Below are 15,052 nucleotides of genomic sequence, written 5' to 3'. Positions count from 1 at the left end.
GTCAGCTCAGCCGGAACAGGTAGGCGAAGGCGGGCTGGGTGTACGCGATCCCGCGCCCGCTGCGGCGGATGAGGTCGGGGTCGGCGGCCGCCGGCTTCTTCGGGACGAGATGGCGTCCGAGATCGTTCTCGTCGAGTCGATAGCGGTCGCCGCGATGCTGCACGGCCGCCACCAGTTCGAAACGTGCGTCCAGCGCCGCGAGGCTCGCGTCGCCGTGGCTGGCGTTCGCCAGCAGCAGCCCGCCGGGGCGAAGGAAGCGTCGGCAGTGCTCCGACACCGGCCCCGCGTACAGCGAGATGAGCAGCTCGAACGCGCCGTCGCCGAGGGGAAGCGCCTCGGTGTAGTCGGCGTGCAGGAACCGCACCTCCGCGGGCGCACCGCCTCGGGTGCGCTGTGCGTCGGCGAGCTCCGCCTGCACCACCTCGGCATCGGCGAAGTACCGCGCGGCCCGGCGATCCGTGTCGACGTAGGTCACCGACGGGATCGCCGTCGACGGCGACAGATCGAGATAGCTGCCCGGGTAGAGCGCCCGCTCGACGCCCCAGCGTTCCCGAAGCGCCGCGAACAGCGAGGAGCGGTCGCCGATCGACTCGCGGTACGACGCCCAGGAGGGGGTGCGCGCTGCGGCCATCAGCTCGCGGCGAGGCGCTTCTTCTCGGCTTCGACGTCGAAGTCGGCGAGCGGCCAGCGCTGGTCGAGGCCGCGCAGCGCATCCAGCAGCAGACTCTGCACCGCCAGCCGGGCGTACCACTTGCGATCGGCGGGCACGACGAACCAGGGCGCCTCCGGCGTCGAGGTGCGCGTGAGCGCGAGCTGGTACGCCTCCATGTAGGCGGGCCACAGGCGGCGCTCGTCGACATCGCCCGGCGAGTACTTCCAGTGCTTGTCGGGGCGGTCCAGGCGCTCGGCGAGGCGCTCGCGCTGCTCGTCGTTCGAGACGTGCAGCATCACCTTGACGACGCTCGTGCCGCCCGCGACCAGCTCGCGCTCGAAGTCGTTGATGAGGCCGTAGCGCTCCTCGACGACCTCCGGGCTCGAGAAGCCGCGCACCCGGTGGATCAGCACATCCTCGTAGTGCGAGCGGTCGAAGACCCCCAGCTCACCCGGCTGCGGCAGCCGCTTGCGGATGCGCCAGAGGAAGTCGTGCGCCTTCTCCTCCTCGGTCGGGGCCTTGAACGCCGCGATCCGGACGCCGAGCGGGTCGACCGCGCCGACCACGTGCCGCACGACGCCGCCCTTGCCCGCGGTGTCCATCGCCTGCAGCACCAGCAGCACGCGCCGCTCGTCGCCGTGCCGCGAGTTGGCCCACATCAGCTCCTGCAGCTTCGCGAGCTCGGCGGCCCCCTCGGCCAGCGCCTCCCGCCCCTCCGACTTGTCGAAGTCGACCCCCGGGGTCGATGACGGGTCCACGGCGCCGAGGTCGAATCCGTCGCCGACGCGAAGCAGTTCTCTCATGCGGCGACCCTAACGGGCGAGCGCGACCTCGACCAGGGTGCGACCCGGGGCGGGCGTGAGCGCGCCGTCGAGGTCGGCGCGGGTGTCGACGCGGCGGTACTCCCAGCCGGCGGCGGTCGCGAGCGCCTCGATGTCCATCGTGTGCGGGGTGTACAGCACGCGATCGATCAGCTCGGGCTCGGCCTGGGCGGCGACCTCGAGCAGATCGAAGATCGAGCCTCCGCCGTCGTTGCCGACGATGACCTGCAGGCGCGGTTCGGCCTCCCCCGCGGCGGCCAGCAGCGAGCCGAGATCGTGCTGCAGCGCCAGGTCGCCGAGCAGCAGGCGGGTGATGCCCTCGGCTCCCTCCGCCTCGGCCGCCAGCGCGATGCCGGTGGCCGTCGCGATCGTGCCGTCGATGCCGGCGAGCCCGCGGTTGGCGTGCACGCGCAGCTTCTTGCCCGGCGCGACCCGGTCGAGCTCGCGGATCAGGCGCGACGCCCCGAGAACGAGGCGATCGTGCGGCCAGCTCGCGTTCCAGACCGCGTCGACGAGCATCCGCCGGGTGACCGGGGCACGCAGGTGGGCGAGCTGCTCGCGGGCGAACTGGGCGCGCTCGGCGAGATCCTCGGTGAGCACGGCGCCGCGCTGCTCGGGAACGGCCACGAACTGCCGGGAGGCGTGCACCCAGCGCCCCACCCAGGAGCGCGCCGACTCCACCGCGGCGGGATCGTTGACGACGCGGACCGCGTCGAGGTGGCGGGCGACCGCGCGGCCCGGGTTGTAGTCGTCCACCCCGGGGCTTCGCACGACGATCGTCTCGACCCCGGGGCGCTCGATGAGCGCGGGGATCTCGCGGCTGAGCGTCGGGTGCCCGAACACGATGACGCGCTCGATGCGGTCGCCGAAGTTCGCCGTGTCGAGCAGCTCGCGATACGCCGCGACCAGGTTCGGGCCGAAGCGGGCGCCGCTGGTCACCTCGGCCAGCAGCGGGGCGCCGAGGGCCCGCGCCGCCTCTTCGGCCTGCTCGCCCGCGCCCGTGCCAGCCACCACGACGGTGCCGGGGGCCGCGCGCAGCACGACCGGATCAGCCGACGCCGGTGCGGGAGCCCAGGTGCCCGGGTCGACGTCCGGCAGCGGCGCGGCGCCCGAGAGCGGCTCGCGGAACGCCAAGTTCAGGTGCACCGGCCCGGCGAGGTCGCGCAGCGCCTCCGCGACGAGCTCGACCGCGCCGGTCTCGACGGGATCGCCGGCGCTCGGTGCCGGCACATCCCAGCCGCGCGAGGTGGCGACGTCGAACATCCCCGGCTGACGGGTGGTCTGATTGGCGCCGACGCCGCGCAGCTCATCGGGACGATCGGCGGTCAGCAGCACGAGCGGAATCCCGGAGTGCGCCGCCTCGAGCGCCGCCGGCAGCAGATTCGCGACCGCCGTTCCCGAGGTCGTCACCACGGCGACGGGCCGCTTGCTCTCGCGCGCCAGGCCGAGGGCGAGAAAGCCGGCGGCGCGCTCGTCGATGCGCACGTGCAGGCGCAGGAGTCCGGCCCGCTCGAAGCGGGCGGCGGCGAGGGCGAGCGCCTGCGAGCGCGAGCCCGGGCACACCACGATGTCGGTCACCCCGGCGCGCGCGAACTCCCCCAGCAGGGCCGTCGCGAAGGCGCTCGCGGGCGAGACCGGGTCAGTCCTTGGGGTTGTCATCGTCGAGCTCGGCGAGCTTCTCCTCGAGCTTGCGAATGCGCTCTTCCCGTTCCTGATCGTGGGCGATGCGGCGCAGGAACTCGGGGTCGTCGTCGGGGCCGAGCGCCGGACCCGCCGTGCTCGACGGGCCGCGCCCGCCATTCAGGCGCTCACGCCCGAGCGTGAACCACAGGGCCGAGCCGATGGCCGACAGGAAGATGACGAGCACAACCCACACGAACTTGGGCAGGTGACGCACGCGGGATCGGTCGATCGCCAGGATGTCGACGATGGAGAAGACCATGACCGCGAACAGGGCCAGGCCACCGATCAGGACGTAACGCATGCCCCGATTCTAGGCGGCTCGCCCGCGTAGACTTTGGGAATGCGTCCCTGGGTGATCTACAGCCTCGCGCGCGTGGGAATCTTCCTGGCGCTTCTGGTGGTTCTGCTCGTGCTCGGCATCGAGTGGTGGATCGCCGCCATCGCGGCCACGCTCATGGCGCTCGCGATCTCGTACCTCGCGCTCGGGCGCCTGCGCAACCGAGTCGCGGAGGACCTGTTTGCGGCGCGCGAGCGGCGCGAAGCGGGCATCGTCACCCGCGGCGAGGACGAAACCGTCGAAGACGGCGACTAGAACCCGATCGCGGCGGCGAGCCCGATCCCGAAGGTCAGCGACGTCACCAGCACGAGCTGCAGCACGATCACGAGCTCACGCGCGGTCTTGGCCGTCCACACGATCAGCAGCGCCGGGGCGGCGGCGAGCAGCGAGAAGTACACGTACGGGGCGAACTCGTAGAACAGCACGAAGAAGGCCAGGATGCCGTAGGGCACCAGGATCAGCAGGGTGAACAGCGCCTTCGACGCGGTCGCCCCGATGATCACCGAGAGCGTGCGCTTGGCGTGCAGCGCGTCGCGCTCCCGATCGCGCAGGTTGTTCACCAGCAGCACGGCCGCGGCGAAGCAGCCGAGCGCCGCGCCGCCGAGCCAGGCCTCGATGTTGACGGTGCCGGCCTGCACGAGCATCGTGCCGGCCACGGGAACGAAGCCGAAGAAGATCAGCACGGCGAGCTCGCCGAGGGGCAGATACCCGTACGGCCACTTGCCGCCGGTGTAGAACCAGGCGGCGAGCAGGCTCACCGCGCCGACGGCGAGCAGCCACCACTGCTCGCTGCGCCAGACCAGCACGAGGCCGGCGAGCGCCGAGAGGGCGAAGAACACGAGCGCGACGGTGAGCACCTTGCGGGGCTGCGCCCGGCCGGATCCGACGAGGCGCGCGGGCCCGACCCGATCGCGGTCGGTGCCGCGAACGCCGTCGGAGTAGTCGTTGGCGTAGTTCACGCCGATCTGCAGACCCACCGCCACGGCGAGCGCGAGCAGCGCCCGCACCCAGTGCTCGGTCCACGAGTCCATCAGCAGTGCGGCGGCTCCGGTGCCGAGGGCGACCGGAGCGATCGCCAGCGCGAGGGTCTGCGGGCGCGAGGCCGCGATCCAGGTTCCGAGCGTTGCCGGGCGCACCGGGCCGCGCGCGCGAGCGGCGGCCTGGGCGCTCTGGGCGCGCTTGGCCGGGTTGCCGCTGCGGGCGGCGCTCTGCTTGGCGCGGGTGCGCTCGATGTTGCGGGGGTCGATGCGTTGCTGCTTGGCCACGACGTCAGCCTAGGCGGTGTCGGCGGCGGCGAGGGCCCGCAGCGCGACCCGATCCGGCTTGCCGCCGGGCAGCAGCGGAAGCTCGGCGAGCCGCAGCACCCGGGCCGGCCTCGCCGCGGGGCCCAGCAGCGACGCGACCGCGGCGCGCACCGCCGCGAGGTCGGCATCGTGCGCGGAGACGAGCACCGGCACCTCACCCCAGCGGGAATCCGGTGCGCCGACGATGACGGCATCCGACAGTCCGGGCAGCTCGCGCACCGCCTGTTCGATCGCCCCGAGCGCCACCTTCACCCCGCCCGAGATGATCACGTCGTCGCGTCGCCCCGTCACCACGAGCCGAGGCTCCGGCTCCTCGGTCAGGTAACCGGCGTCGGCGGTTCGGAACCAGCGCAGGCCCTCATCGTGGATGAAGCGCTCGTCGGTCAGCGCCGGGTCGCCCAGGTAGCCCTCGGCGAGCGTCGGCCCGGCGAGCTGCACCTCGCCGTCGTGGATGCGCACCTCGGTCGTGCCGTTCGGGCGGCCGTCGTAGACGCATCCGCCGCTCGTCTCGCTGGAGCCGTAGCTGCGGACGACGCGGATGCCGTGGTCGGCCGCCTCGGCCAGCAGGGCCGCCGGGGTCGCCTGCCCGCCGACCAGAACCGCGGCGAAGCGGGCGAGCGCGACTCGCGCCGCCGGATCGGCGACCAGCGTCGCGAGCTGGCTCGGCACCAGCGAGACGAAGCGGTCAGGGGCGTCGAGCCGCTCCGCCGCCGCCAGGAACGCCGCCGCCGTGAACGGGCCCTCGGCGACGGCAACCGGGATGGTGCCCGCCGCGATCGACCGGGTCAGCACGTTGAGGCCGGCGATGTAGTGGGTCGGCAGCGCGAGCACCCACTGGCCCGGCCCGCCGAGCGCCGACTCGCTCGCCGCCGCATTCGCCAGCACGGCGTCCGCGCCGAGCGCGATGCGCTTGGGGCGCCCCGTCGACCCGCTGCTCTCGACCACGAGCGCGGTCGGCAGCGAGACGGTGCCCGGCACATCCTCGGGTCGCGCCCCGTCGGGGGTGACCAGGATCGCCGGTCCGCCGGAGAGAGCGGTCCGCAGCGCGTCGAGCACGCCGGGGCCGGCACGGACGATTCGCAGGGTGCGCGTCATCGCGAGCCTGAGCCGCTCAGTAGTGCCACGGGTAGGGCGACCAGTCGGGTGCGCGCTTCTCCAGGAACGCGTCCCGACCCTCGACCGCCTCGTCGGTGCCGTAGGCGAGCCTCGTCGCCTCGCCAGCGAACAGCTGCTGGCCGACGAGCCCGTCGTCGGTGAGATTCATCGCGTACTTGAGCATGCGGATCGCGGTCGGGCTCTTGCCGAGGATCTCCTCCGCCCACTCCAGGGCCGTCGCCTCCAGCTCGGCGTGCGGCACGACCGCGTTGACGGTGCCCATCTCGTAGGCGCGCTGCGCGTCGTACTCGCGCGCCAGGAAGAACACCTCGCGCGCCACCTTCTGCCCCACCTGCTTGGCGAAGTAGGCGCTGCCGTAGCCGGCATCGAAGCTGCCGACGTCCGCGTCGGTCTGCTTGAAGCGGGCGTGCTCGGCGCTCGCGATCGTCAGATCGCAGACGACGTGCAGCGAGTGGCCGCCGCCGGCCGCCCAGCCGGGCACGACCGCGATGACGACCTTCGGCATGAAGCGGATCAGGCGCTGCACCTCGAGGATGTGCAGCCGCCCCGCGGGCATGGCACCCGCGGGTTGAGTAGCCTGCGCAGCAGGCGTATCGAAACCAGCGGGTTGAGTAGTCGACGCAGTCGACGTATCGAAACCCGGACTCGATACACCGGCTTCGCCGGCCGGTCTCGATACACCGCCTTCGGCGGCACTCGACCCGCTCACCTCAGCGGGTTGAGTAGCCTGCGCAGCAGGCGTATCGAAACCCGGTCTTGATTCACCGCCTTCGGCGGCCGGTCTCGATACACCGCCTTCGGCGGCACTCGACCCGCCTTCGGCGCTCGAGCCTTCTTCGTACTGGTAGCCGTGGCGGCCGCGGATGCGCTGGTCGCCGCCCGAGCTGAACGCCCAGCCGCCGTCCTTCGGGCTCGGCCCGTTGCCGGTGAGCAGCACGACCCCGACGCGCGCGTTCTGCCGGGCGTCGTCGAGCGCCGCCGCGAGCTCGTCGACGGTGCGCGGCCGGAACGCGTTGCGCACCTCGGGCCGGTTGAACGCGACCCGCGCGATGCGCCCGGTCACGTCGTGGTGGTAGGTGATGTCCGTCAGCTCCGTGAAGCCGGCAACCTCGACCCACCGGCTCGCATCGAACAGTTCGGAGACGACGGGATTCACGGGTTCAGCCTACTGAGCCGGACGATTCAGGGGCAGGATGGGGGAATGGATGCGACGGTGCCGAGTCTGGATGCGCTGCTCTCCGACGCGGCGGTCGTGTCGCTGCCGCTGCGAACCCGCTTCCGCGGCCTCGACCGGCGCGAGCTCATGCTCGTGCGCGGGCCGCGCGGCTGGGCCGAGTTCTCGCCGTTCGTCGAGTACGACGACCGCGAGGCGGCCGCCTGGCTGCAGGCGACCTGCGACGAGGGCTGGGGGCCGGAGGTCCCGCACTATCGCGACAGCATCCCGATCAATGCGACGCTGCCGGCCGTCGCCGCCGCGCACGTGCCGGCCGTGCTCGAGCGCTTCGGCGACGTGCGCACCGTCAAGGTGAAGGTCGCCGAGCGCGGCCAGACCCTCGACGACGACGTCGCGCGTGTTCGCGCCGCACGCGAGCATCTGGGTCCGGTCGGGCGCATCCGCGTCGACGCGAACGGGGCGTGGAACGTCGACGAGGCCGAGCACGCCGCCCACCTGCTGGCGCCGTTCGACCTCGAGTATCTGGAGCAGCCCTGCGCGAGCGTCGACGAGCTCGCCGAGCTGCGTGAACGGCTGCGCGACTGGCAGCTGCCGATCGCCGCCGATGAGAGCGTGCGGAAGGCCGAGGACCCGCTCGCCGTCGCCCGCGCCGGCGCGGCGGATCTTCTGGTGATCAAGGCGGCCCCGCTCGGCGGGGTGCGCACCGCCCTGGCGATCGCCGCCGATGCGGGGCTTCCCGTGGTGATCTCGAGCGCTCTCGAGTCGAGCGTCGGCCTCGCGATGGGCGCACGGCTCGCCGCCGCGGTGCCGGAACTGCTGTTCGACTGCGGCCTCGGCACGGCCGCGCTGCTCGCCGCCGACGTGACCCGCGATCCGCTGGTGCCGGTGGACGGCGAGGTGCCGGTGCGCCGCATCGATGTCGACGACGACCTCGTGCGGGAGCACGCGGCCGCGCCCGACCGGGTCGCGTGGTGGCGGGACCGGTTGGAACGGTGCCACCGGCTGCTGACCGAACCTGAGTAGTTTCTGCCCCTATCAGGCACCCCCGGGCCCGGTTAGGGTCGAGACACCGCACCGAGGAGGCCTCATGATCACCCTGCCGCTTTCCACGTCTGCTTTGCTCATCGCCGGCACCGCCGTCGCCCTCGCCCTGACCGGGTGCACCGGCGGCGCGACGACCGCCGACCCGGATGCCTCAACCAGCGGCGAGGCGACCGGCGGCAGCGGCGGTTCGGGCGGCGACGCCGAGATCGACCAGTCGACCTGCCTGATCGGCGACTGGCGCATCACGCAGGACCAGATGCAGGTCTTCTACGACGCCGTCGGCGCGGAGTCCGGCGGCGGGCTCACGATGACCATCGACGGCGACACCGGGCTGAGCTTCACCGAGACGAGCTACACCTACACGCCCGACTTCACGCTGACGCTGACCTTCGATGCGGGCATCGACGGCGCCGGGGCGATCGCGGGCAGCATCCGCGGCGACTACGAGGTCGCCGGCGGCGTGATCGCGACCTCGCACAACGAGAGCGACGTCTCGATGACCGTCGACGTCGGCGGTGTCGAGATGGACGGCAGCGACCTGTTCGGCGACATCCTCGCCTCGCACCCGTTCAACGAGGCGCCCTACGAGTGCACCGCCGACGAGGTCGTCATCCAGTTCTCGACCGGCGACGGTCGGGTTCCGGTCGCGCTGACGCCCGCGTCGTGAGGCCGGCGCCTACAGTCCGCTGTAGGCGTGCAGGCCCTTGAACAGCAGGTTGACGACCGTGAAGTTGAAGAGCACGGCCGCGAAGCCGACGATCGCCAGCCATGCGCTGCGCGAGCCGCGCCAGCCCTTCGTCGCGCGTGCGTGGATGTAGCCGGCGAACACGACCCAGATGATGAAGGTCCACACCTCTTTGGTGTCCCATCCCCAGTAGCGACCCCAGGCGCGCTCGGCCCAGATCGCCCCCGCCATGAGGGTGAAGGTCCACAGGGCGAAGCCGACGACGATGACGCGCGAGGCGAGGCGCTCCAGCACTTCGGAGGTCGGGAAGGTCTGCAGGAAGCGCAACCCGGCGGCACGACCCGACTCGCGGCGCGCCTGCAGCGCTGCGCGATCGAGAGCCCGCCGCCGATGGCGAAGAAGCCGGTGGCGAGCGTCGCCACGAACACGTGGATGACCAGCCAGATGGATTGCAGCGGCGGCGGCAGCGGCGACACGGCGACGTAGAAGTTGACGGTCGCCAGCGCCAGCAGGATCGAGACGACGCCGGTGACGTACGCGCCCAGGAAGCGCAGATCGCGCCAGAGCTGAACGCCGAGGAACACGGCCACGGCGAGCGCGGTTCCGGTGAGCGCGAACTCGTACATGTTGGCCCACGGCACGCGCCCCGCGGCGATGCCGCGCATCACGAGCGCGGCGACGTGCAGCACCCAGCCGAGGACGGTGAGGGCGAGACCGAGACGCTGCCAGCGGGAGCCGTGCGCGGCCTCGGCGGTCGGGCGCGCGAGGCGCGCCAGCAGGGTGGTGCGCGTGCCCTCGGCGGTCGCGGCCGCCGACTCGCGGGCGAGCGCCCGAGCCTCCTCGGCCCCGGCGGTCACGGCGGCCGAGCGGGCGCTGAGGTCGCCGACGAAGGCGAGGAAGGCGAGCACGTAGAGCGCGATCGCGGAGTAGTTCGCGATCAGCGAGTACGCGGCGAGGGTGTCCATCACGCGTCCATCCTAGGTTCGGTGTCTCGCTCCGGGGCGGGCACCCCGAGCGCGGTCGTGTGCCGGATCGCCAGGTCGGCGACGGCGTCGGCCAGTCGGGCGTCCTCGCCGCGGGCGAGGCCGGCGTACTCGAGCACGGCTCCCTCGGCGGAGTCGCGCACCTTGATCCAGACCCGGCGACGCGGCACGAACAGGCTCACCAGCAGCCCGCCGAGCAGCGTGATCGAGAACAGCAGCACCCAGACCTGCGAGGGGTCGTGGTGGATGTCGATGCTGACGAAGCGGCGCAGTTCGGTGAACTCGACGGTGCCGAGGCCGTTCGGTAGCTCGACCTCGTCGCCGAGCGCGAGCTCGAGCGCGGACTCCTCGGCGGTGCGTCCGGCGAGCGGGGTCAGGTCGTCGGTGTCGAGCGAGTAGGCGTTGACCGAGACCCCGTCGTCGAGCCCCAGGTCGCCGGAGTAGATCTCGAGCTGCAGGAGCGGATCGGCCGGCTCGGGCGAGAACGAGGCCAGGACGCCGCCGACCTCGATCGCGTCGGGCGCGAAGATCCCGACCATCCCGATCTGCTCGTCGAGTCCGTCGGGGACCTTGATCACGCCGAGGCTGAACAGGTTGTTGTCCTGGGGACGGAAGGCGACCGGGCCGCTGGAGACGATCGTTCCCGCGGGGTCGCGCACGGTCACGATCGGCGCGTAGCCGTTGCCGAGCAGGTACACCTGGGTTCCCGCGATATCGAGCGGCGCGTTGATGCGCAGGCTTTGCGCCTCCCACTCGCCGCCCTGCTCGCGCACGCTCAGCTGCGCGTCGAAGTCGAGCGGCTGCCAGCTCACCGTGTCCAGGTCGAACGAGTACTCGGCGACGAAGTCATCCAGTCGCAGCGCGTACGGATCGAGCTGATCGTCGCGGAAGAACCGGCCCGGGTTGAACGAGTCGTAGCTGCCCAGGCTGTTGGTGAACGCGGTGTCCTGCACGAGGATCCGCTGGCCGCTGTAGCCGAAGCCGCCGCCGATGCCGACCGCGATCAGCACGCCGACGAGGGAGATGTGGAAGATCAGGTTGCCGGTCTCGCGAAGGTACCCGCGCTCGGCCGAGATCGAGCGGACGCCGCTTCCGTCGTAGCGCTCGACGCGGTAGCCCTGCCCGCGCAGCACCGAGCGCGCCGACTCCACCGCGCGCTCCGGGTCGACCTGCGCCGCCACTTGGCGGAACCCGACGAGGCGCTCCAGGCGCGCGGGGGTGCGCGGCGGGCGGGCCCGCAGGGCGTCGAAGTGGTGCTTGGTGCGCGGCAGGATGCAGCCGACGAGCGAGACGAACAGCAGCAGGTAGATCGCCGAGAACCACGGCGAGCTGAAGGTGTCGAACAGGCTCAGCGAATCGAGCACCGGGTAGAGATCCGGGTACTGCTGCTCGTACTGGATGACGCCGTTCGGGTCGGAGGAGCGCTGCGGCACGAGCGAGCCGGGCACCGCGGCGACCGCGAGCAGCAGCAGCAGGATGATCGCCGTGCGCATGCTGGTGAGCTGTCGCCAGAAGAAGCGGGCGTAGCCGCGCGCGTCGAGACGGGGCTGCGTCGGCGACGCGGCGACCGGTGCGGCATCGACGTGGTCGTCGGGCCGCAGCGGATCGACGCCGCGATCAGATCGGGAGGACGACACCGGCCAGCACCCCCCCGAACGCGGTCATGACGGCACCCCAGGCGCCGGTGACCATGAGCAGTCCGAGCACGATCAGCAGCGCCCCTCCGGTGATGTTGATCGCGCGCAGGTGACGCTTGACCCAGGCGATCGACGTGCCGACCCAGCCGAAGCCGAGCGCGACGAGGAGGAACGGGATGCCGAGGCCCAGGCAGTAGGCGACGCCGAGCGCGAGCGCCCGGGGCAGATCGCCGGTGAGGGCGAGCGTCGACATCGCCGCGAGGGTCGGGCCGATGCACGGGGTCCAGCCGACGGCGAAGACGATGCCGAGCAGGGGCGCGCCGAGGAGCCCGGTGCGCGGCTGCCAGGTCAGCTTCACCTGGCGCTGCAGCACCGTGACCTGCCCGATGAACACGACGCCCATCAGGATGACGACCGCGCCGCCGATCGTCAGCAGCAGCTGCTGGTAGCGCAGGAAGAACGTGCTCACGCTTCCGATCAGCACGAAGATCGAGAGGAAGACGACCGAGAACCCGGCGATGAACAGGGCGGCACCGGCGACGAGCCGACCGCGCGAGTGCTCGGCGCCGCTGGCGATGCCGCTCACGTAGCCGAGGTAGCCCGGCACCAAGGGCAGCACGCACGGCGACACGAACGACAGCAGTCCCGCGGCGAGCGCGAGCGGCAGCGCAAGCCAGAGGTCTCCCGCGAAGGCGAGGTCGCCGGGGTTCACAGGTCCTCGGCGAGCGCGTCGTCGATGAACTGGGCGAGAAGTCCGGGGTCGGAGACGAGTCCGGAGATCCGCGCCGCGACCCGACCCTCACGGTCGAGCACGAGGGTCGTCGGCACCGCGTTCGGCGCGATCTTGCCGGCGAAGGCGAGCTGCACGTCGTTGGTCGCCGCATCCACGATCGAAGGGTAGGTGATGCCGAACTCGACCGCGAAGGTGCGCGTGGTGGCGGCGTCGTCGCGCACGTTGACGCCGAGGAAGGTCACCTCGTCGTCCAGGTAGTCCAGGTGGAGCTGCTCGAGGTCGGGGGCCTCGATGCGGCACGGCGGGCAGGTCGAGTACCAGAAGTTGACGACGACGACCCGGCCGAGCAGCTCCTCGCTCGAGACGGTGTCGCCCAGCTCGGTCTCGCCCGCGAACTCGATCGGCTCGCCGCGGTTCTCGGCGACGATGGCGGTGGTCGTGCCGTCGCCGGAGACGTAGTTGCCGCCGTCGTCGCCCGCGTTGTAGTCGTCGAGCAGCCCGCCCGAGGCGGTCGAGCAGCCGACGAGGGCGACGGAGAGGAGCAGCGCGAGCGCTGCGGCGGGGGCGCGCATCAGACCGCCCCGAGGTCGATCGACTGGGCCAGCAGGTGTCCCGCGGGCTCGCGGTAGTCGACCTCGACGAAGCGGTCGCCCTCCTTGGCGAGCGTCGTGATGCTCGACAGCGTGCAGCGGCGGGCGCGCGGATCGTGCGCGAGCCGACGCCCCGAGACGCTGCGCGCGACCATCCAGATCGGCAGCTGGTGGCTGACCAGCACGATCTCTCCCCCGCTGGCCACCTCGTGCGCTTCGGCGATGACCGACATCATGCGGGCGCGGATCGAGGCGAACGGCTCCCCCCAGGAGGGACGCAGCGGGTTGACCGCGTACGGCCACAGCCCCGGCCGACGCCGCAGGTCCCGTCGCACGTTGATCCCCTGAAAGCGGTTGCGCGGCTCGATGAGCCGCTCGTCGAGCACCACGCCGCGGCCGAAGCGCGCGGCCCACGGCGCGGCGCTCTCCTGCGCGCGCTGCAGCGGGCTCGAGAGGATGCCGGTGATGCTGTGGCCGTCGAGCGACGCGGCGGCCGCCTCCGCCATCCGATGGCCCAGCTCGCTCAGCCCGAAGCCCTCGAGCTGCCCGTAGAGGATCCGGGTCGGGTTCTCGACCTCTCCGTGACGGACGAGATGAACGAGGTCAGCAGGCACGGCTCGATTGTAGGCGGGCTTGCCGAGTGCGGCCGGACGGGGTCACTGACCGCCGCCGACGCCTCCGCTGAGTCGGCCGTGGAAGTCGGTGGTCGCCTGGTTCATCCCCACCAGCACGACGCGCTTGTCGTGCTGCTCGTACTTGGTGACGATCGCGTCGAGCGCCGCCACGGTGGAGGCATCCCAGATGTGCGAGTTCGACATGTCGATCACGACCCGCTCCGGGTCGTCGGCGTACTCGAACTGGGTGGTCAGGTCGTTGCTCGAGGCGAAGAACAGCTCGCCGTCGACCGTGTAGTACGCGGTGGGGACCTGCTCGTCGTCGGGCAGCACGCGCGTCACGGTGACGAAGTGCGCCACGCGCCGCGCGAACAGCACCATCGCGACGAGGACGCCGGCGACGACGCCGATCGCGAGGTTGTGGGTCAGCACGACGATCACGACGGTGGCGACCATGACGGCCGTCTCGCTCTTCGGCATGCGCTTGAGCGTGGAGGGCCGGATGCTGTGCCAGTCGAAGGTCGCGACCGAGACCATCACCATGACGGCCACGAGCGCCGCCATCGGGATGATGGCGACCAGGTCGCCGAGTCCGACGACGAGGATCAGCAGGAACACGCCGGCGAGGAAGGTCGAGATGCGGGTGCGCGCCCCGGAGGCCTTGACGTTGATCATCGTCTGGCCGATCATCGCGCAGCCGCCCATGCCGCCGAAGAAGCCGGAGAGGAGGTTGGCGACGCCCTGCGCCCACGCCTCACGGGTCTTGCGCGAGTGGGTGTCGGTGACCTCGTCGACGAGCTTCGCGGTCATGAGCGATTCGAGCAGACCGACGACCGCCATGGCGAGCGCGTAGGGCGCGATGATCGTGAAGGTCTCCCAGGTGAGCGGCACGTTCGGGATGAACAGCTCGGGCAGGCTCTTCGGCAGCTCGCCCTCGTCGCCCACGGTCGGCACGTTGAGCGCCATCACCACGACGACGGCGGTGGTCAGCGCGATCGCGACCAGCGGCGCCGGGACCACCTTGGTGAGCTTCGGCATCAGCACCATGATCAGGATGCCGCCCGCGACCAGCGGGTAGACCAGCCACGGCACGCCGATCAGGTGCGGCAGCTGCGCGCTGAAGATCAGGATCGCGAGCGCGTTGACGAATCCGATCATGACGCTGCGCGGAATGAAGCGCATGAGCTTGGCGACGCCGAGCAGGCCCATGATCACCTGGAAGACGCCGCCCAGGATGACGGTCGCGATGAAGTAGTCGAAGCCGTAGTCGCGCATGACCGGCGCGATGACGACGGCGACGGCCGCGGTGGCGGCGGTGATCATCGCGGGGCGTCCGCCGAGGAAGGCGATCGAGACGGCCATCACGAACGAGGAGAACAGGCCCACCCGCGGGTCGACGCCCGCGATGATCGAGAACGAGATGGCCTCGGGGATGAGCGCGAGCGCGACGACGAGACCGGCGAGCACCTCGCGGGTGAGGATGCGCGGCGTGCGCAGCGCGGTCAGCACGCTCGGCTCGGCCTTGTAGCGGTTCGGCCGGATGGGCGCGGGGGCAGGCGTGGTCATGGGACTCCTGAGGGACGGGCCCCGAGAGCGCTCGGCACGAGACACTGGGGCGGAGATACCGCGCCGCGTCGCACGATACGAGAGAGTGGACCGCCGTGGCGGCGGAGGGCACG

Annotated in this window: 15 protein-coding genes and 1 pseudogene; 3 read left to right on the top strand and 13 right to left on the bottom strand. The window is 71.7% G+C overall.

The features are described from left to right. Nucleotide 1 precedes the first annotated feature (1 nt). Genes AC0L6Y_RS00675 through AC0L6Y_RS00660 form a run of 4 tightly spaced genes read right to left on the bottom strand, consistent with a single transcriptional unit; the run spans nucleotide 2 to nucleotide 3,457 of the window. Complete coding sequence (locus AC0L6Y_RS00675) at nucleotides 2-631, bottom strand: class I SAM-dependent methyltransferase (protein ID WP_473553655.1); 630 nt, start codon at nucleotides 629-631, stop codon at nucleotides 2-4. Beyond that, nucleotides 631-1,455: a PPK2 family polyphosphate kinase gene (locus AC0L6Y_RS00670; RefSeq protein WP_473553653.1), complete on the bottom strand. Its 825-nt coding sequence runs from the start codon at nucleotides 1,453-1,455 to the stop codon at nucleotides 631-633. Before AC0L6Y_RS00670 ends, AC0L6Y_RS00675 begins: the two co-directional genes overlap by 1 nt. Before the next feature lie 9 nt (nucleotides 1,456-1,464). Beyond that, nucleotides 1,465-3,132: a 2-succinyl-5-enolpyruvyl-6-hydroxy-3-cyclohexene-1-carboxylic-acid synthase gene (gene menD, locus AC0L6Y_RS00665; protein ID WP_473553651.1), complete on the bottom strand. Its 1,668-nt coding sequence runs from the start codon at nucleotides 3,130-3,132 to the stop codon at nucleotides 1,465-1,467. Continuing rightward, nucleotides 3,113-3,457: a PLD nuclease N-terminal domain-containing protein gene (locus AC0L6Y_RS00660; RefSeq protein ID WP_473553649.1), complete on the bottom strand. Its 345-nt coding sequence runs from the start codon at nucleotides 3,455-3,457 to the stop codon at nucleotides 3,113-3,115. Before AC0L6Y_RS00660 ends, menD begins: the two co-directional genes overlap by 20 nt. Nucleotides 3,458-3,496: 39 nt before the next feature. Between AC0L6Y_RS00660 and AC0L6Y_RS00655 the strand changes: the two genes are divergently transcribed. After that, nucleotides 3,497-3,748 (top strand): DUF4229 domain-containing protein, encoded by a 252-nt coding sequence (locus AC0L6Y_RS00655; RefSeq protein WP_473553646.1) that lies wholly within the window; start codon nucleotides 3,497-3,499, stop codon nucleotides 3,746-3,748. Here the strand turns inward: AC0L6Y_RS00655 and AC0L6Y_RS00650 are convergent. From AC0L6Y_RS00650 to AC0L6Y_RS00640, 3 genes are read right to left on the bottom strand one after another with little or no spacing between them, the layout of a single operon-like run. Continuing rightward, a complete protein-coding gene (locus AC0L6Y_RS00650; protein ID WP_473553644.1) occupies nucleotides 3,745-4,758 on the bottom strand; it encodes a 1,4-dihydroxy-2-naphthoate polyprenyltransferase in 1,014 nt (337 codons plus the stop codon). The genes AC0L6Y_RS00655 and AC0L6Y_RS00650 overlap by 4 nt on opposite strands. A 9-nt stretch (nucleotides 4,759-4,767) precedes the next feature. After that, a complete protein-coding gene (locus AC0L6Y_RS00645) occupies nucleotides 4,768-5,892 on the bottom strand; it encodes an AMP-binding protein (RefSeq protein WP_473553642.1) in 1,125 nt (374 codons plus the stop codon). Between the two features lie 16 nt (nucleotides 5,893-5,908). Continuing rightward, nucleotides 5,909-7,069 (bottom strand): 1,4-dihydroxy-2-naphthoyl-CoA synthase, encoded by a 1,161-nt coding sequence (locus tag AC0L6Y_RS00640; protein ID WP_473553640.1) that lies wholly within the window; start codon nucleotides 7,067-7,069, stop codon nucleotides 5,909-5,911. Nucleotides 7,070-7,114: 45 nt separating this feature from the next. Between AC0L6Y_RS00640 and AC0L6Y_RS00635 the strand changes: the two genes are divergently transcribed. Together AC0L6Y_RS00635 and AC0L6Y_RS00630 are read left to right on the top strand one after the other, a co-directional pair. Further along, a complete protein-coding gene (locus AC0L6Y_RS00635) occupies nucleotides 7,115-8,110 on the top strand; it encodes an o-succinylbenzoate synthase (protein ID WP_473553638.1) in 996 nt (331 codons plus the stop codon). Nucleotides 8,111-8,174: 64 nt separating this feature from the next. Beyond that, nucleotides 8,175-8,798, top strand: coding sequence for a hypothetical protein (locus AC0L6Y_RS00630; protein ID WP_473553636.1), 624 nt, complete (start codon nucleotides 8,175-8,177; stop codon nucleotides 8,796-8,798). Between the two features lie 9 nt (nucleotides 8,799-8,807). Here the strand turns inward: AC0L6Y_RS00630 and ccsB are convergent. The 6 genes and pseudogenes from ccsB to AC0L6Y_RS00600 all read right to left on the bottom strand — a co-directional run bounded on the left by ccsB (nucleotide 8,808) and on the right by AC0L6Y_RS00600 (nucleotide 14,939). Beyond that, nucleotides 8,808-9,781 (bottom strand): annotated as a pseudogene (gene ccsB / locus AC0L6Y_RS00625) (c-type cytochrome biogenesis protein CcsB). Next, on the bottom strand, nucleotides 9,781-11,436 hold the full coding sequence (resB, locus tag AC0L6Y_RS00620) for a cytochrome c biogenesis protein ResB (protein WP_473553634.1): 1,656 nt from the start codon (nucleotides 11,434-11,436) through the stop codon (nucleotides 9,781-9,783). Before resB ends, ccsB begins: the two are co-directional and overlap by 1 nt. Further along, entirely contained in the window at nucleotides 11,417-12,148 is a 732-nt protein-coding gene (locus tag AC0L6Y_RS00615) for a cytochrome c biogenesis CcdA family protein (protein WP_473553632.1), read from the bottom strand. Before AC0L6Y_RS00615 ends, resB begins: the two co-directional genes overlap by 20 nt. Beyond that, a complete protein-coding gene (locus AC0L6Y_RS00610; protein WP_473553630.1) occupies nucleotides 12,145-12,741 on the bottom strand; it encodes a TlpA family protein disulfide reductase in 597 nt (198 codons plus the stop codon). Before AC0L6Y_RS00610 ends, AC0L6Y_RS00615 begins: the two co-directional genes overlap by 4 nt. Continuing rightward, nucleotides 12,741-13,373 (bottom strand): histidine phosphatase family protein, encoded by a 633-nt coding sequence (locus AC0L6Y_RS00605; RefSeq protein WP_473553627.1) that lies wholly within the window; start codon nucleotides 13,371-13,373, stop codon nucleotides 12,741-12,743. Before AC0L6Y_RS00605 ends, AC0L6Y_RS00610 begins: the two co-directional genes overlap by 1 nt. A 42-nt stretch (nucleotides 13,374-13,415) precedes the next feature. Then, entirely contained in the window at nucleotides 13,416-14,939 is a 1,524-nt protein-coding gene (locus AC0L6Y_RS00600; RefSeq protein WP_473553625.1) for a SulP family inorganic anion transporter, read from the bottom strand. Nucleotides 14,940-15,052 lie beyond the last annotated feature (113 nt).

Source organism: Pseudolysinimonas sp. 10J20-29 (assembly GCF_055809595.1).
This window is presented reverse-complemented; position numbering and strand designations above follow the sequence as displayed.